We start from the raw sequence: 18,482 nt of genomic DNA, 5'->3' as shown, positions 1-18,482 counted from the left end.
ATTTCAATTTGTTAAATATCTCTTAAGCCGAGCTCAGGTTACTTACCTAATTTATACCTCTGCGTTTTGAATTCATCTATTTCTCTTTAAAGTTAACTTTGAAGAATAACTCATTATTAGTGATAAAAATGCGAGAAAATTATCTCTATTTGCGAGTTTAGTACCACTTTAATGTAATCAGAGGGCTAGGATGTTTTTATCCTAAATTTTAACTAGTTACGATTAGTTTGAGTGCAGGATATAAAACTAATAAAAATATTCAATAGAGAAAAATATAGGGAATTATAATGAAATTAACCAACATAGCTTGTGGTATAGCTTTAGCCTTTGCAGCAACAACAGCAGCAGCGTCTGATAAAACTATTTATTTAACCTTTGATGACGGTCCTATGAATGCAACCCCAGCATTACTTGATACCTTAAAAGCCGGTGGTATTAAAGCGACATTTTATGTAAACGCTTGGCATTTAGAAGGTATTGGTGGTGAAAATGAAGATCAAGCGTTATCAGCAATGCAGCAAACACTAGCCGATGGACATGTTGTTGGAAACCACAGTTATGATCATATGGTACATAACTGTGTTGAAGAGTTTGGTCCTACTAGCGGTGATGATTGTAATGCGACAGGCTTACATCAAATAAACTCTTATGTAGATCCTGTTTATGATGCTTCAATGTTTAGTAAAAACTTAACAGTGCTGGCGCAATTCATTCCAAATATTTCGAGCTACCCAAACTATAAAGCAGATAGCTTAGCCCGACTTCCTTATACCAATGGCTGGCGATCAAGTGCAGATTTAAAGGCTGACGGTCTTTGTGCTACTTCGGATGATTTATTACCTTGGCAGCCAGGTTATGTTTGCGACCCGCAAAACCCATCGAACAGCTCTTTAGCTGGTATTGAAGTTTCTAATATCCTTGCTGATCAAAACTACATTCTCCATGGTTGGGATTTAGATTGGGCTCCTGAAAACTGGGGTATTTCTTTCCCAGCAAATAGTTTAACAGAAGCTGATCAAATGCTTGGTTATGTTGATGCTGTTATCAATACTTGTGCGCCAGTTGATATAAACCCGATTAACTCGAAAGCACAAAATTTCCCATGTGGCGATCGTTTGCATGGCGATAAAGTGATTATTTTAACTCATGACTTCCTTTTTGAAGATGGTCGTCGAGGGCAAGGCGCAACCCGCAACCTACCAAAACTTGCTGAATTTATTCGCATAGCGAAAGCAGCAGGCTATACATTCGATACTATGGATAATTATGCACCGCAATGGAAAGTAGGTGATTCATATGCAGCAGGTGATTATGTTACTTATAATGGTTTAATTTATAAGTCTGAAACATCACATACCGCTCAAACTGATTGGGCACCTAGCTCTACCCCATCATTGTGGTTACGTAATATGCCAACCACTGTGTGGAGTGGAGATGTAGCTTATACATCAGGTGATTTAGTTAAATATATGGGTAAAGAATACCTTGTATTGTCAAATCATGTATCACAAGCTGAGTGGTCTCCAAGTGCTACACCGGCGCTATACGGTGAGCAGTAATAGTTAACTTGAGTTCAAATTACTCAGTATAACTTCATAAGGCCACTGACTATTTTAGTAGTTAGTGGCTTTTCTCTGTCTAGTGAGTTTTTTCGCTATCCTATATTGGTAACGTTATTGACGTTAACTTATAGTCCTTAATCATCAATATTGTGATCATCGTTACAATTCACCATCCATTCCCATTTAAGTAAAACTTTGCTAAAATGCGCGCCCTAAAACGTGGTTAAAGTGACGTTTTAGTACTTTACAACTTAATCTAAAGCACTGGATTTACGTTCCAGCTAGTTCAATGGAGACACCATGAGTACAACCGAAAACCCTACAGTTGCGCCTGCAACTTTACCCAATACAATTACAATTTGCGCCCTATATAAGTTCGTCCGTTTAGATGCGTTTGAAGCATTGCGTGAACCACTGTCAAATAAAATGGCCAGTGTTGATGTAAAAGGCACGCTATTATTAGCCAACGAAGGTATTAATGGCACTATCGCAGGGCCGCAAGCGGGTATTGAAACGGTTTTAGCTTTTCTAGCCGAACAACCAGGGTTAGATAATATTTCCCATAAAGAATCATACGCCGATGAAAACCCATTCCATCGCACTAAAGTGAAGTTGAAAACGGAAATTGTCACTATGGGTGTTGAAGGGATTGACCCGAATCAAGTTGTTGGCACCTATGTTAAGCCAAAAGACTGGAATGCACTCATTTCTGATCCTGAAGTATTACTCGTTGATACCCGTAATGATTATGAAATTGAAATTGGCACGTTTAAAAATGCAATTAACCCAAATACTGAAACATTCCGTGAATTTCCCGACTATGTGGCTAAAAATTTAGATAAAAATAAGCACAAAAAAGTAGCAATGTATTGCACTGGCGGTATTCGTTGTGAAAAATCGACTGCCTATTTAAAAGAGCAAGGCTTTGAAGAGGTTTACCATTTAGAAGGTGGTATTTTAAAATACCTTGAAGAAGTACCAAGCGAAGAAACGTTATGGGAAGGTGAGTGTTTTGTGTTTGATGGCCGTGTCGCAGTCAATCATGATTTAGAGCAAGGACAGTATGATCAATGTTTTGCTTGTCGTTTTCCTATCACAGAAGAAGAAAAGAAAAGCGAACATTATATTAAAGGGGTAAGCTGTCATCGTTGTCACGATAAAGTCACTGATGAACAGCGCAATCGCTATGCTGAACGTCAGCGTCAAATCACCTTAGCTGAGCAGCGTGGTGAAGCTCATATTGGTGGTGAAATTAAGAATATTATTGAAGAGCGTCGCCAAGAAAAAGCCGATAAAAAAGCCAAGCAAGCGGCTAAATAGTTTAACTCCGTTGTACGCTTAACCCTTAATAATAAAGCCCAAGCTGTTTAGTACGCTTGGGCTTTATGCTGTTAGTGAGGGGAGCTATGCCGCCAATAACGTGAAAGTTTAATTACCAACATCACCATTAATATCGACACTATCATTATTTTGTCTTGAGCGAGTTAAACCAAACAATTCACTGAAGAACTTTTCGACACGATATTTGGACTGATAAGCGGTAATAAAATTAGGGGCTAGAGTCACTTGACCCCCTTGACCTAAATGAGAAAAGGGATCTTCTACTATCCATTTAGGCTCTAATCTGTCCCATGCGTGATAAGCCCGCTTATAAACTTTAACCTTAACAAACTCTTGTTCTTCTTCGGGCAAGTTGGCGACTAAATTTGGACAGGTTTCAGGTAGGTCATAGTCATCTTTAGCACCAGTTTGAATCAATATCGGCGCACCAGTGAAGTTAGTAAACTCAAAGCCGGGCGCGTAATTATATAACCAACAAATTGGGTAATGTGCAATATGTCCTGCAAACCGATAGGGCTGCCCTGTTAGTGACATATAGTTTTCACTAGCAGTTAACAATGACAATACACCACCCCAAGAGAATCCCATTACACCAATACGGTCTTTATCAATAAGCGAATGCTCTGCCAAATAAGCCAATGCGGAAAAAACATCAGGTAAGGTTTCTTGCGGTGTTGCTGGCCTGTTAGCGCTTCCTCCTGCTAAATCCCTAGCTCCCCATAAATCTAATTCTAGCGTAGCAATACCCCGTCTATTTAAGGTACTTGCGTAAAACATACCTGTGCTATCAACTCCAGCAGAGCTATGTAAAATAATAACCGCAGGGGTGTTTTCGGTTGCGTTGAAAGGCATACGTAATTGTCCTGACACTTGCCAATTCTTTTCTGGTGTCGTTACAGGAATAGCAATGTAAGATATTTTTGCTGGTGTATGCATTGCATTAGCAATACTTGGGCATAAAAAAATAACCAAGAAAGTTATCATTAATTTTTTAAACATAATAAATCCATTTATATAATTTTTATTAATAAGCCAAGCTAAATTTTAAGCTGCGTTAGCTGCTTTAATAGCTGGCTCAAGTCCATTGACGATTAAATAATAGTCATGTAAATGCAATTCGTCCATGTAGCGGTGAGTAAAAATACGCGCTTTTAAATGTTGGTTTAATTTATAATGTAAAAAACACTGTACGCGCTTTGGTCATCGCTAAGGTGATTTTTTAAATGAACTAAGCGGTTAATAATTGTTTAACTTGGGCTGATTGTATACTCTTGTTAAGTTTAAAATTATTCGAGAATAATATGAAAAAAATACTTAATTTTGCTGCTTTATCGCTATTAACTGCGGTAACTAGCGTAAAAGCGTCGTCTTCTAATACCGAAGTGTTTACCGTTGAAAAACTGAACGAACTCAACCAATTACACAGTGCAACTTTATCGCCTAAAGGTGAGTCACTTATTTATGGCTTAAAAAAAGGTAGTCAATCAAAAGACAACCACCTTTATCGCCAAGATTTAACAACAGGTAAAGTAAAACAATTAACGAGCCATAGCACCGCTGAACACAATGTTGTTTGGGCGGATGATGGCCAGTCTATTTACTTTTTATCCACGCGCAGTGGTAGCTCACAAATCTGGCAGCTGATGCTTGGTGGTGGTGAAGCAAAGCAAGTTTCTGACTTTCCATTAGAGGTGAATGGTTTTACTTTAGCTAAAAGTGGTGATGTTTTTGCGCTTTCATTTACCGTTAAGCCAGGTTGTGCCGATTTAGCCTGTACGGTTACTGCAAAAAAAGCGGATGCAGAAAAAAAATATAATATTAGAGCCTATGATCAATTAATGGTTCGCCATTGGGACGTATGGGCAACAGAATATAAAGAGCAGTTATTTGTTGCTTACACAAATGATCAAGGTCTATTAAATAGTGCGCAAAACATTATGGCTAATTGGCAAAGTGATTTTGCGGGTATTAGCCAAGTGAGTATTCACCCTGACGGAAATTCTATAGCTTTTTCAGCAAAGGATTCATCTAGCACTGAGCTGACAAGAACGCATGCATGGACCACTAACTTTGATATATTTGAAGTCGCACTCGATAAGAAACCAGAGCAAGATTTTACCGTAGTGAATATTACACGTGATAATAAAGCGTGGGATGCTAGCCCAGTTTACTCAAGTAATGGTCGTTACTTGGCGTATAAAGCGATGAAAACTCCAGGTTATGAAGCCGATAAGTTTACGGTGCAGTTACGCGATAACAGAACTGGCAGCAGCAAAGCGGTTGCGCCTAATTGGGATCGTTCGGTGGGTAGTTTAGCGTTTGCACCAGATAACAAGAGTTTGTATGTGGTAGCGCAAGATGTTGGCCAGAAAAGCATTTTTTCTATTACTCCTGAATTTAATGAAGTTCGTAGCCTTTATAATGACGGTAGTAACGGTGACGTGATGAGTTATGGCGATACAGTGTATTTTTCTCGTCATAGTTTAAATTCACCAAAAGATTTATTCTCTATTGATAAACATGGTGATGATTTAAAGCAGCTAACGAATCTTAATGAAGATAAGTTAGCTAATGTAAACTTTGCAGACTTTAAGCAATTTAGTTTTAAAGGTTGGAATAATGAAAAAGTTCATGGCTATTGGTTAAAGCCTGCTAACTTTGAGCAAGGTAAAAAATACCCTATTGCCTTTTTAGTACATGGTGGCCCACAAGGTAGCTTTGGTAATATGTTCCATTACCGTTGGAATGCACAATTATGGGCGGCTCAAGGCTACGGTGTGGTTATGGTTGATTTTCATGGCTCAATAGGCTACGGACAAGAGTTTACTCACTCAATTAGTCGTGATTGGGGTGGAAAGCCGCTTGAAGATTTGCAAAAAGGTTTAGACTTTATTGTCAAAGATCAACCGTGGTTAGACCGCGATAATGCTTGTGCGTTAGGAGCTTCTTACGGTGGTTACATGATGAATTGGATCGCGGGTAACTGGCCAACTGGCTTTAAGTGTTTAATTAACCACGCCGGCCTTTTTGATATGCCAAGTTTTTATCAATCAACTGAAGAGTTATGGTTCCCTGAATATGATATGGGTGGGCCGCTTTGGGGGAAACAAGACGGTAACCGAACCGCTGAGCCAAGTGAAGATTACAATAAATTTAATCCGTCGGCCTATGTTAACAACTGGCAAACACCAATGTTAGTTATACAAGGTGAGCTTGATTACCGCGTACCATACGCACAAAGCTTAGGCGCTTTTACTACATTGCAACGTAAAGGTATTGATAGTCGTTTAGTGATGTTCCCAGATGAGGACCACCATATTCGTAAACCTGATAACTTAGTTGTTTGGTATGACGAAGTGTTTAAGTGGTTAGCTAAATATACCGATAAATAATTTCAGTGAAATGATAACTTTTAATAAGCGCTTACCTAATAGGTTAAGCGCTTTTTTATCATTATAGGCTTGAGTTATTATTGCTCTGCGGCTTCTTTGAGGTAAGCGAGTCGGTCTTGCTCTTGCTCAAAGGCTGCTTGAATTTCATTTAACACAGTACTGACATCGGCGGATTTTTCACTTTCTTTAAATTGCCCTGTTAGCTTAGTGGTATCGCTCAAATCACCACTTTCATAAAGTGCCCACATTTCTTCGCCGAACTTAGTTAACGTTAAATCTGGTGCAAACTGGGCGTAATACGTGGTGATATTATTAACATCACGTAACAGCATTGCTTTAGCGTTGTTATTTGCCGAGGCATCAACCGCTTGTGGCATATCAATTACAACCGGACCATAAGCATCTACTAAAACATTAAACTCAGATAAATCACCGTGCACTATGCCTGCACATAACATTCTCATGATATAAATCATCATTAAGGCGTGATCTTCAATTGCTTGCTCTTGGGTCAGTACAACATCATTTAATCGCGGTGCTACATCACCGTTATCATCTACGATTAACTCCATTAACAATACACCGTCAAAACAGCCAAATGGTTGTGGTACGCGCACACCATGTTCGGCAACAGCATAAAGGGCATCTACTTCCGCATTTTGCCACGCTTGTTCTTGCTGATCTTTACCGTATTTAGAGCCTTTTTCCATAGCGCGAGCACGGCGGCTATTACGACTTTTTCTACCCTCTTGATATTGTGCCGCTTTTTTGAAACTGCGTTGATTAGCTTCTTTATAAACCTTAGCACAACGAATAGTATCGCCACAACGAACACGATAAACGGTAGCTTCTTTACCACTCATTAGTTGATTAAGTACTTCATCAACTAAACCATCGTCAACAAGGGGCTGTATACGTTTTGGAACTTTCATGTTGCTGTAATACCTTTACCGTTAAAACGGAAAATTAATAGGTGCTTATAGTTAATACTATCAGAGGCAATCAATAACATATTTTACATCCCTACAGGGATGTCATAGCATGTTATTGTTTGTTTTGTGACTATGCTAACGGATTTGTTTGCGTTTGGCGATTATACACTAGCCGTTATTGATTTCTCGAGAATCTTTTTATTATGATTGTCGTTTATTTATATAGCACTATTTTTTTAAGGTTGGCTTTAACGCTTCAGAGGGTAAGTGCTGTGCTTGCAGTTGGTTTATCACCTGTGTCTTGATGAGTTTATTAACCTGTATTGATAACTCGTGAGCTTTTTTTGAGATAGAAGAGTTTCTAGATATAGCAATATAGCTGCCAACGGGTTTGTTGTATTGGTAGCTTTCTATCGTCATTTTATCCTTATACTCTTGCGAACTGATTAAGGGTTCTATTGACTCTTCTCGTTCTAGGAATGTATCTATTCTCCCCTTAAGTAGCATATTAACTAATTGTTCGCGTGTAGTGAAATCTACTTTTCTAATCTTGGTATTATTATCAAACTCTGGAAAATAGGTTGCACCGCGTATAGTTCCTACCACCAAAGGGAGCAAATCAGTTAACTTATTAATATTGATGTTGTTGTTTGAGAGAGTATAAAACCGTATTGGCTGATCTTGTACAAATAGTGGAGGCTCAATAAATATGAGGTTTTTTTCTCGTTCAGGTAACTTTTTTAGATTGATCATTAAATCAGCTGAGCCTTGCTCAAGCATAGTTAAACAACGAGCAAATGGGCATTGAATAATAACAGGCTTAAGGTTAATTGATGATGCGAGCATTTCAGCAACATCAACATTAAAACCTACTAAAGTATCATTTTCGATTCGACTAAAAGGTGGCTCAACAATACTGGCTACTTTCAAGTTTTCATTCGCAAACGATATAACACTAACTAACGTGTTTATAGTGAACAAGAAGGAGAGGAAGTACTTCATGGCGCCTCTTAAGGTTTAGTAGAATGCTTTATTACATTTGCTAGCTGTTCTTCTAGTTTAGTTAACTTTTCAGTAATTATTTCGTTTTGTTTGAGTATTGCATCATTTTGCTTGCGTAATTCTCTATTTTTTATGCTGGTATCAGCAAAACCAAAAATTTTATTCGCAAAAACAGCACCGACACCACCCAAGATACCAACGCCTAAAACAAACATAATAAAAACAGCAGCACGTCCCGCTAGTGTTATAGGATAAACATCACCAAAGCCTATGGTAGTTGACGACATTAACATTAGCCAGAATGCGTCACTATAGTTTTGTACCGGCGAACCACTGGCGTTAATCTCAGCAAGGTAAGTGATATAACCTAAACTAGCATTAATCAATACAAATAAAACAAACGAGAGTAAGCCGAGTGCGCCATAGTTATAATTTTTTACACCAAATTCATCGACTTGGTATAAATTACTTTTTTCCATCGCGTTCTGTAAAATAATCATCAAAGTTTCTCTAAAGTTTTTATCGATGAGTTGATGATATTACAAAGCTTGGTCACTGAGAAGACCAGCTTGCTAAGGTAAACGGCATAGTAAGGTTAACTGGCTATTTTACGTGGCACTTTATTGGTACTTTTTTTTGAGTGCGAGTTAAATTTTCTTTTTGTTCTTTTGGGTTTAAACGCTACTTTAGGTAAGCCTGTAAAAGGTTGCTGGGTAGCGCCGATAACCATTGCTGAAACGGTTTCCGTTAATGGTTGCATAAAACTAAGGTAATTAGCTTTTTTCTCACTGATAGCGGTCAGTGTTGCCTCCCATTGCGCTGTCATATCGGGTAGAGTTGCCATCTCAGGTAAGGCATTAATTAGCGCTATACCAATATCGGTTGCGTGAATCTGTTTACCTTGGCGAGTTAAAAAATTGCGCTTAAACAATAAGTCGATAATACCTGCGCGGGTAGCATCGGTGCCTAAACCATCGGACTCTTTGAGTACTTTTTTAATTTGTGGGTCATTCACATAACGCGCAATGCCTGTCATGGCGGCGAGTAAAGTTGCGTCGGTAAAATATTGTGGGGGAGAGGTATGCTTTTCAATTAACTCCCCATGTGAACAATGTAACATTTGTCCTTGTACTAATGGTGGTAGCTCTTGCTCGTCATTGGTGTTGTTGCTGTTAGCTTCGGTGTGTTTGCTTTTGGAAAAAAGTACTTTCCAGCCTATTTGTTTAGTGGTTTTTGCTGTACGAGTAAATAACCCACCTGCAATCAGCAAATTCACTTTGGTTTGATCAAAAACAAAAGCGGGATAAAACTGGACTAAATATTGGCGCACTATCAGTAAATAAATATTCTTCTCGAAAGTATTTAAGTTAATGTTATCTGGAGATTTCTCTGTAGGAATAATGGCATGATGAGCGGTTATATTTTTATCATTCCACGCTTTACTGACTAATGATTTATTAGCGTCTTGTGCTTGTTTGGCACAGGGCAGAGAGCCCTTTGCTAAAGTATCAATAATTGCACCAGATTGTTTCAGCTGTTCTTTAGGGAGGTAACGACAATCTGAGCGAGGGTAGGTAATAAGTTTATGTTTTTCGTAGAGTGACTGGCAAACATCAAGCACTAATTTAGCGTTCATTGAAAACTGCTTTGCGGCGCTAATTTGTAATTGTGATAAGTTAAACGGTAATGGCGGTGCTTGCTTTTTTTCACTCTTTTCTAACTGTTGAACTTGTGCAGGTTGGTTACCAATACGGTTCACCACATTTTCAGCTAGCGCTTTAACTAATATTCGCCCCTCTTCATCACAATAGGGTTGGCAATTTTCACTAGGCTGCCATTTTGCGGTAAAGCTGACAGGCTGCTCTGGTGTTAAAGCAATGTGTGCTTCTACCTCAAAAAAGGGTTTACTGACAAAATTAGCAATTTCTTGACCGCGCCTGACGACCAAACCGAGTAATGGCGTTTGTACTCGACCAACAGACAACACACTATTAAAGCCGCTTTTTTGTCCTTGTAATGTATACGCTCGGGTTAAATTAATACCGTAAAGCCAATCGGCACGCGAACGAGCCAAGGCAGAAACAGATAAGGCAATATAATCTTTATTATCTTTCAATGTTGTTAAAGCGCGTTTTACCGCAGGTAAGTTTAGGTCGCTAATCAGTAAGCGCTTGACCGTTGATTTTTTCTTCTTTGAAACATTTAAGTAGTCAATTACCTCATCAACGAGTAGTTGTCCTTCACGGTCAGGATCGCCAGCATGAATAATTTCATCGGCCTGCTTAACTAACTTTCTTAACGCGGTTAACTGCGCACGAGTGCGAGTAATGGGTTTTAATTTCCACTCTTGTGGAATAAAAGGTAGCGTATCCATACGCCACTTTTTTAAATCACCATCGTAATCTTCTGGGTCGGCTTGCGCTAAAATATGACCGATGCACCAACTGACCACATCACCATTGCCTAATTCAATATGAGTTTTACAGTTTTTATGTGGTTTAGGTAACGCTGCTGCAATAGCGCGACCTAAGCTTGGTTTTTCGGCAATATAGAGTTTCAACACACAATCCAATAACAACAACTAAGTTAATAATGGCAGTATAGATTATTAACTGGTTTTATGTACAGTGCCTGCTGTTAGTATTATTATTTTTTTTGTTTAGGAGCTTTTTTAAACATCAATACTAGTAAAGTGCCAGACAAAATAGCAGCCGTAGCGGTGACAATACGTAAGGTAATAGTTTCATTAAGTAAAAACACCCCAGCGAGTGTAACAATAACAGGAACGCTTAGTTGCACTATGGCTGCTTGTGTTGACTTTAATTGTGGCAACACGCTGTACCATACAATGTACCCCATGCCTGAAGTGACGACGCCTGAAATTAACGCATAAATAACACCAGCGGTATCTAGGGTTATTGCTGAATAATTGCATAGCCAAAGTAATAACACCATAGGAACCGCTTTAATAAAGTTAGCCGCGGTTGAAATAGCAGGGCTAGTGCTTGGGCTAGTTGTTGAACCTTTACCTTGGTGAGAATATAAACTCCAAGCGATACCAGATAAACACATTAAACTAGCGCCTAATAACGAAGGAGCCTCTAAGCCAGGTAGCATTAAAATGCCTAAACCAACAATCGCCAAAATAAAGCCAGATATTTGGACTTTATTTAAGCGCTCACCGGCATAATAGCCGATAACTGACATGGTAACTTGTACAGCACCGAAGAGGATAAGCGCACCTGTACCAGCGGCAATTAAGCCATAACCATAGGTAAAGCTTACTGCGTATGCAAAAAGTGATAATGCTCCGAGCCAACTTCCTTGATGAGTGAGGTTTACAGCAGTATTTTTGTGTTTTGTAAATAGAATAAATAAGGCTAAAAAAATAGCGCCAGAGCCAATCCTTAATGCAATAAAGCTAGCTTCATCAATAGCGGTTTGCTTTAGTGCCAATCGTGTAATCACAGAGTTTGCAGCAAAAGCGAGCAATGATAATAAGGTAAGAAAGATTAAACGTTGAAAGCTCATAGTAACCGCCTTATGGTTAAATTTAGAGGGCAAGGTTCCCATAAACGTAAACCGGTGAGTTTATGTTTAGAAGATATAGCCATGTATAGAGGTAGAGCTATTGGTGTATAACACACCTCTAACCTGATTGCTTAGAGGTGTCTAATATTATAAAAGTGCTGATATTTTAAAAATTACTTATTAAACCATATCATCAAAAGGATTGGTTGATGGTAGTGCAATGGCGTTTTTAAACTCAGTAAACGATAAGCTACTGTTAGTAATTTCCATTGTTTCCTCATCTAATAAGCCTTCACCAAACTTGTAAATTAAATCGTATTGACCATTATTTACTTGTTCTTTATACGCTTGTTGCACTTGCTCAACAGCTACGAGCTTCTGCTGGTACTCTGCCATTGCAGGTGCACCATAACGTTTTTCCATCATTGCTAGGCTTACTTTAGGTGAAAAAATAGTTGCGGTTGCATTGTTGCCGCCAAAGCCTTTGGAATTGATAAAAGCAATATCCATAGCTTCACAGTGGTAATGCTCAGTGGCAATATTTAAGTGCTGATTGTGTACGTCAGCTGCCACTTCATCAATCGTAGTGATACCTGGCATAATATTATCGCTAAATATACCCAACGCCATTGCCATTTGATCGCCACTTGCTGGGCCTATGGTATGACCAACATAAGCCTTTGGTGCCGCCACTGCCCAGTTTTCAATGCTAAAGCTTTCAGCAATTTTATGATAAATAAGCGATTCAGAAACACGGTTTTGTGGAGTACTTGAACCATGAGCTAAAATAAAGCTGCGTTTTTGTAGCGCTTCTTTACCTAATACTTGTTCGGCTAATGCTACCGACTTAGCCATGGTAATATAGTTACCAGGACCTGGGGCTGTAATCGACTTTTTGTAACCATCAGCATTAACAAATACATCAGCGACTGAGGCTAATACTTTAGCCCCCATTTCTAGTGCTAAAGCATCATCCATTAATACTACAAACTGTGCACCTTCACCGATAGTGAAACCACAGTTTTGACCAAATGGACGACTTGTTTTTCGGTGATCTACAGCGTCACTTCCGTCAAGTTTCTTCAGCCCCTCTTCATTAGCTAAAGCCCCCATATTACCGAAACCTTCAATAATTTCAGGAGTGATAGGTGCTTCACTGCTACCGACAATAGCGACACGAATACGACCAGCTTGCATATCTTGTACAGCACTGCGTAAGTTATACAGAAAAGTTGCACAAGCACCAGAAGAAGAAAAAGTTGTGCCGACATTACCGGTAACATAGGCGTTAATAAAATCAGTAGACATGGTGTTTAAACCAAGCGCCAATTGTTTAGTGCTAACACGAGAACCAGAAAGACGGCTTTTTAGTAAACCACCTAAACCTTCATCATTTAATTGACCTGCTACAGAGGCTGAGTAAGTACCAACTTCGTCAGGGCTTATTTTGTCTAAAATAGCATCCCACTCAATACCCGTTGAGCGTATCGCGTCGGTTGCAGCAAAGATGGTTGCTTGTAAGCCGCGTGGCTGATAACGACTATTATAAAGCTTCTCTGGTGCAAAGCCTGTTGGAAATTGTCCTGCGGCTTTAATGGGGTTATCACGGTAAGCATCATGAGTAATGGTTAACTGTTCAGGAATTTCAACTCGAACTTTACCCGACTCTAGCTCCGTTACTTGCCATGAACTTGGTACTGGCTGAGGTAATTCACGTGCACGCAACTCAAAGGTGATGTTTTGTTCGGTTGGAGTAATGTTCATTTTTTGATGCCAATGGGTTGCATCAACATCAAAATGATTTTTTTCAACTTTACGGATTAAGGTCCCTGCCAATATTTGAGCACCAAAGGTTGCTTCAATATTTTCAGGTGCAATGATATTACCCGCATTATCAAGTAACTCGCCATTTTCATAACGTGCTAGCTTCATTAACGTTGCTAAGCCAACAAATGTTTCTTGGCGTGCTTCGGCATTTAATTTATCAATTACAATGCGGCGAAAGCCTTGGTGAAAAGAAGTGCGTCCTGCCGCGTTAATACCGCCCATCCCAACAACTAAAGGTAAACTTGTCATGAAATAACCCGTTTTTAAAATATGAAAAATATGCAATACAGCATTGCATCGATAACAGTCAGTTTAGGGAGTAATAAGATCAAATAATAAGGTACAGCAGCCAAACTGTGTGCAATAATGGCCATTATGGGATTTTGAGTGCAAATATGATGGATGATTTACAAAAAACTAACCCCTTATTGGTTAACTTGATAATTTACCCACACGTGTTAGCAACGGGAGTAACATTACCTGTAGAAATGCTATTGGCCGGCGAAGCATTCGCAAGGCGGTACGATAAAAGTGTTGCGCGACTTGAGACACAATTTTTAAGTGAGGAAGCTCAACAAATAAAATCACGAGCGGGTATTACTATGTTGGCTGATATTACCCTTGCTGAGTTAGCTGTTGATAATGAAAACAATAGTAAAACACCTGATATTATTATTGTGCCAAGCTTGTGGCGTAATCCTCGCCCAATTATTAATAAGCACCCTAAATTAGTTGCATGGCTTAAGCACTGTTGGCAGCAAGGCAGTACGTTAATTGGTGTTGGAACGGGTGTATGCTTTTTAGCTGAGTCGGGTTTGTTAAATAACCATTCTGCAACTACTCATTGGCATTATGTTGAGCAATTTAAGCGTGACTACCCAAAAGTTGACTTAAAACCAGACTTCTTTATTACTCAATCAGAACGTATATACTGCGCAGCTAGTTTAAATGCTTTAGCTGATATTATCGTTCATATCATTGCGCAGTATTATGGCAAAGCTGCAGCGCAAAATGTTGAGCGAAACTTCTCTCATGAAATAAGAAAGCCTTACGAAGAACAACGTTACTTAGAAGGCGCTGTAGACAGGCATGCAGATGAATTAATTGCGCAAATACAGTTTTGGTTGAGAACTAATTTAAGCACAGACTTAAGTTTAGAAGAGCTAGCATCACAATTTGGTTTAAGTCAGCGATCGTTTACCCGTCGATTTAAAGCCGCAACAGGTGTTAGAGCTACTCAATATTGGCAACAGTTACGCATTGAAACGGCAAAAGAGTTACTTGCCTCGAGTAACTTAACTATTCAAGAAATTGCTGACCAAGTAGGTTATCAAGACCAAGGGCACTTAGCGAGGTTATTTAAATTACACCTAAATCAAAGCCCTAAAGACTACCGTGCCATGGTAAGAAAAAAACTGTTTAGTTAATAGCTATGTTTGAATTTGAAAAAAACCAATCAATAATTATTGATTGGTTTTTTTCGACTAATGAAACGCTAAAAAATAATTAACACTTCCCTAAAATAGGGTCGTTGTTATTTCTTAAGTAGACGCATTCTTAAACCAAATAAGGCAAGTGCAAAAATAGCTAATGTTGAAGGCTCTGGAATACTTGGAGTAACTTGTGGGCCACTACCAATATCAATTAAAGAGTTATCAATACCTTGAGTAAAATCAAAATAGTTATCAGTAGGGTCTACGTCATCTAATAAAAACTGAATTGAGCTACTTGCTACAATTGAATCATAAAGATCGCTTAAGGCAGATAAATCGTTATTATAAAACCAGCCAGTGTTTAACTCGCTGTCTAGGAAGCCTAATGAACTACTCGTTACAGTTAAGCCGTCGGCAGAAGTTCTTTCTGTTACTACATCTGAAAAGTTACCAAAGTTCATTGAATTAACAAACAAATTATTCTCATTATAATCAAAGTCACCTACGCCAGTGTCGCCATCTGATACTGTCAATCTCACAGCTGCTTCAGCTATACCGCCACCTAAAGCACCCCAGACCGTATTGTCCCAGCCATTTTGTGTACCAATAAGCCCTTGTTCAGTATCGAAGTAGCCAACATATAAAGAGCTGGCAGCAAGTTGAGAAGTAACTCTGGTGCCATTAAGGCCGATAAGATCAAAAACAACGCCACCAACAGTTGATACTGACTCTGAGAGAGTTCCTGCTGAAGTTAAAGAGGTTGATGTCATTGGTGTTGCATTTGCAAAAGTTGAAGTTGCTAACAAAGTGATAGCGAGTAAAGCCGTTTTCATTTAATAGTCCTTATTATTAATGGTAGTAGAGCTTATGAATAAGCATTAACTATGCCAAAGCAATGTTGTTATTTTAAATCATTTAAAATCAATTTATTATGTTGCTTTTGTTTTTTTTCATCTAATTTTTTTTATTATTATTATTTTCGTTGTAAAGTAACCTGACAGTTACTCTAATCTGTATAAATAAGTTTATTGCCTGCGTGTCATGAAGAACTTGTTACTTGGCTCTCTCTACGGCAAAATAGCATTATAATTATTGAATTAATAAACCTAATAAGTGATTTAACAACCATGAGTGAACAACTATCAACGGCTATTTCAATTGCCGAAAAACAAATTAGTCAAATGCTGACCATGCAAGATGCAATGAATAGTCGAGTAAGTGATACATGGCGCGCTAATGGCTATGAATGGTATCGCGCAATTTGGGTTGAATGCGCAGAGATGTTAGATCACCACGGTTGGAAGTGGTGGAAACATCAAGAAATTGATGTTGCTCAAGTTCAATTGGAGCTAGTTGATATTTTCCACTTTGGTTTAAGTTTACGCTTAATGACAGGTGATGATGTCGCTAAAATAACGAGTGATTTAGCGAAAGAACTTCACCAAGGTACTGCGGAAAATGACTTTAAAATTGCGCTAGAAAATTTGGCGTCAGCTGCGGTTACAAAAAAAGCTTTTGATGCTAAAGCATTAGCCGATTGCATGTCATTAATGAACATGGATTTAGATGAATTGTTCCGTCAATACGTAGGTAAAAATACGTTGAACTTCTTCCGTCAAGATCATGGCTATAAAGAAGGTAGTTATATTAAAATTTGGCACGGTGAAGAAGATAATGAAGTGTTAGCTCAATTAGTTAATGAGCTCGACGCTGGCGCTGATAACTTCCAACAGCAGCTATACGCAGCGTTAGAAGCTAAATACCCAAAAAACTAATTCATATAACAACCTTTGGCATAAATTCTGCTTAGTTCACTGTAAGTAGTGCGCTTTATCAACAAATAGGGGTAAAGCGTCAAGAATTTGCATGCTGGAGATAGTTATGGAATTTATTTTAGTGGCGTTAATCAGTTTAGTTGTTATTGTGGCGGTGTTGGCGAGTCGTTTAAATGATAATAGTTTTCCCTTTCCCTTTGAAGGTAAAAGTACCATATTTACCTCTGCTGAGAAAAACTTTCAAAACTTAGTTGAGCAGGCAATGGGCTCGCAATACCGCGTTGTTAATCGTGTTAAATTAAGTGATATTCTCTCGGTACGTAGTGGTGTTTCTAGTCGAGCGAGCCAAAGTGCTATTAATAATGCTGAAGGGAAATATATTGATTTTGTGATTTGTGATCGCAGTTCAATGAAATTATTAGGTGCTATCGACTTAGTAGACACTCAAGGCAAGGGGTATAAAGTCAAAAAAGATTGGTTTGTCAGTGGTGCCTTAGAAGCAGCCTCTATTCCACATTTACGTATTAAAGTGAAAGCAAATTATACCTTAGATGAGATTAGAGCCTGTATTAATAGCAGGTTACTTGGACATAAAACTACTAATTATACGCCAGAGCCAAAAGTTAAAGGCCGTATTATTCCTGCTCCTATGGTACGCGCAAGAAATAAAAGTGTTGGTGCGTTAAGTGGTGCTTCTACGCAAGCACAACTTAACCCAGAGTTAGCTGCACAATTATCATCTCAGTCATCTAGATTACCCTCTGGACAAATGGCTTTGCCTCATTAGTTCCTATCAGATTTATTGAGCCACTTCATAAGTACCTATAAGGTATAGGTGTAGTGGCTTTTTTCGTTGCAGTATTAGTTATCCCTATAACAAGGTCGCACAATGGTCTTGCTTAGGTATATAATCATTCCAATTTAAATTTAGCTTAAAGAGACCCTTATGAAAGCAGGTATTATTGGCGCTATGGAGCCAGAAGTTGCTATTTTAAAAGCAAAACTTGTAAATAGCACAACAAGTACGTTTGGTGGTTATGATTTTTATCAAGGTCAACTAGATGGTAGTGATGTTGTTATTGTACAGTCAGGTATTGGTAAGGTCGCAGCGGCCTTAGCTACGGCGATGTTGATTAATAAGTTTGATATAGATTACGTCGTTAATACAGGTTCAGCAGGCGGCTTTGATCCTACATTGAAAGTGGGTGATATTGTGGTTAGCTCAGAAGTACGCTATCACGATGTTAACTTAACCGCGTTTGGTTATGAAATAGGGCAGTTACCTGCTAATCCTGCTGCATTTACTCCTCACCCTACATTAGTAGCAGCGGCTACATCAGGTATTGAGCAATTAAGTGGTGGTAGCAATGACCTTAAAAGTATTACCGCGGTAAAAGGGTTAATTACCACCGGTGATACCTTTATGACCGCAGAAGAAGATGTAGCTAAAGCGCGAGCTAATTTTCCGACCATGGCAGCAGTTGAAATGGAAGGTGCTGCAATTGCACAAACATGCTTGCAATTTAATACACCATTTGTGGTTATTCGGTCTCTTTCTGATATTGCAGGTAAAGAGTCACCGCATACTTTTGAGGAATACTTAGAAACCGCCGCGGTTAACTCTTCGCAATTAGTGATGAATATGCTACTTGAGCTAAAAGGTAAAGATCTTAACTTACCGGCTTAA

Annotated in this window: 15 protein-coding genes; 7 read left to right on the top strand and 8 right to left on the bottom strand. The window is 38.8% G+C overall.

The features are described from left to right. Nucleotides 1-287 precede the first annotated feature (287 nt). Together KO495_RS12290 and KO495_RS12285 are read left to right on the top strand one after the other, a co-directional pair. A complete protein-coding gene (locus KO495_RS12290) occupies nt 288-1,559 on the top strand; it encodes a carbohydrate-binding protein (RefSeq protein WP_215980701.1) in 1,272 nt (423 codons plus the stop codon). A 303-nt stretch (nt 1,560-1,862) separates the two neighbouring features. Continuing rightward, entirely contained in the window at nt 1,863-2,882 is a 1,020-nt protein-coding gene (locus KO495_RS12285) for a rhodanese-related sulfurtransferase (RefSeq protein WP_215980700.1), read from the top strand. Nucleotides 2,883-2,990: 108 nt separating this feature from the next. Here the strand turns inward: KO495_RS12285 and KO495_RS12280 are convergent, their stop codons facing one another. Then, nucleotides 2,991-3,902 (bottom strand): prolyl oligopeptidase family serine peptidase, encoded by a 912-nt coding sequence (locus tag KO495_RS12280; protein WP_215980699.1) that lies wholly within the window; start codon nt 3,900-3,902, stop codon nt 2,991-2,993. Between the two features lie 302 nt (nt 3,903-4,204). On the opposite strand from KO495_RS12280, the gene KO495_RS12275 reads away from it, so the two are divergent. Beyond that, complete coding sequence (locus KO495_RS12275) at nt 4,205-6,295, top strand: S9 family peptidase (protein ID WP_215980698.1); 2,091 nt, start codon at nt 4,205-4,207, stop codon at nt 6,293-6,295. A gap of 77 nt (nt 6,296-6,372) precedes the next feature. Here the strand turns inward: KO495_RS12275 and KO495_RS12270 are convergent, their stop codons facing one another. The 6 genes from KO495_RS12270 to KO495_RS12245 form a co-directional block, all read right to left on the bottom strand. Further along, nucleotides 6,373-7,227 (bottom strand): PA4780 family RIO1-like protein kinase, encoded by an 855-nt coding sequence (locus KO495_RS12270; protein ID WP_215980697.1) that lies wholly within the window; start codon nt 7,225-7,227, stop codon nt 6,373-6,375. A gap of 228 nt (nt 7,228-7,455) precedes the next feature. Then, on the bottom strand, nt 7,456-8,229 hold the full coding sequence (locus KO495_RS12265; RefSeq protein WP_215980696.1) for a transporter substrate-binding domain-containing protein: 774 nt from the start codon (nt 8,227-8,229) through the stop codon (nt 7,456-7,458). Between the two features lie 8 nt (nt 8,230-8,237). Then, complete coding sequence (locus tag KO495_RS12260) at nt 8,238-8,729, bottom strand: potassium channel family protein (protein ID WP_215980695.1); 492 nt, start codon at nt 8,727-8,729, stop codon at nt 8,238-8,240. A gap of 95 nt (nt 8,730-8,824) precedes the next feature. Further along, entirely contained in the window at nt 8,825-10,789 is a 1,965-nt protein-coding gene (locus KO495_RS12255) for a DNA topoisomerase III (RefSeq protein WP_215980718.1), read from the bottom strand. Nucleotides 10,790-10,875: 86 nt separating this feature from the next. Then, a complete protein-coding gene (locus KO495_RS12250; RefSeq protein ID WP_215980694.1) occupies nt 10,876-11,760 on the bottom strand; it encodes a DMT family transporter in 885 nt (294 codons plus the stop codon). 180 nt (nt 11,761-11,940) lie between these two features. Further along, entirely contained in the window at nt 11,941-13,836 is a 1,896-nt protein-coding gene (locus tag KO495_RS12245) for a beta-ketoacyl synthase (protein WP_215980693.1), read from the bottom strand. Nucleotides 13,837-13,985: 149 nt separating this feature from the next. Between KO495_RS12245 and KO495_RS12240 the strand changes: the two genes are divergently transcribed. Further along, nucleotides 13,986-15,014, top strand: a complete 1,029-nt coding sequence (locus KO495_RS12240) for a helix-turn-helix domain-containing protein (RefSeq protein ID WP_215980717.1) — start codon at nt 13,986-13,988, stop codon at nt 15,012-15,014. Nucleotides 15,015-15,121: 107 nt separating this feature from the next. Here KO495_RS12240 and KO495_RS12235 read toward each other — a convergent pair whose 3' ends face one another. Further along, the gene (locus KO495_RS12235; protein WP_215980692.1) at nt 15,122-15,853 is read right to left on the bottom strand and encodes a PEP-CTERM sorting domain-containing protein; all 732 of its coding nucleotides are present in this window, start codon (nt 15,851-15,853) and stop codon (nt 15,122-15,124) included. A gap of 294 nt (nt 15,854-16,147) precedes the next feature. Here KO495_RS12235 and KO495_RS12230 point away from each other — a divergent pair, with 294 nt between their 5' ends. From KO495_RS12230 to mtnN, 3 genes are all read left to right on the top strand, one after another. Next, entirely contained in the window at nt 16,148-16,795 is a 648-nt protein-coding gene (locus KO495_RS12230) for a dUTP diphosphatase (RefSeq protein WP_215980691.1), read from the top strand. Between the two features lie 106 nt (nt 16,796-16,901). After that, nucleotides 16,902-17,582 carry a DUF2726 domain-containing protein gene (locus KO495_RS12225; protein WP_215980690.1) on the top strand — a complete coding sequence of 227 codons (681 nt, stop codon included), beginning with the start codon at nt 16,902-16,904 and terminating at the stop codon, nt 17,580-17,582. A gap of 159 nt (nt 17,583-17,741) precedes the next feature. After that, on the top strand, nt 17,742-18,482 hold the full coding sequence (mtnN, locus tag KO495_RS12220) for a 5'-methylthioadenosine/S-adenosylhomocysteine nucleosidase (protein WP_215980689.1): 741 nt from the start codon (nt 17,742-17,744) through the stop codon (nt 18,480-18,482).

The organism is Colwellia sp. D2M02, assembly GCF_018860755.1.
In the GTDB taxonomy this organism is placed as follows: Bacteria; Pseudomonadota; Gammaproteobacteria; order Enterobacterales; family Alteromonadaceae; genus Colwellia; species Colwellia asteriadis.
Note: the sequence above shows the minus strand (reverse complement) of the source record. Positions and strands in the feature narration are given on the sequence as shown.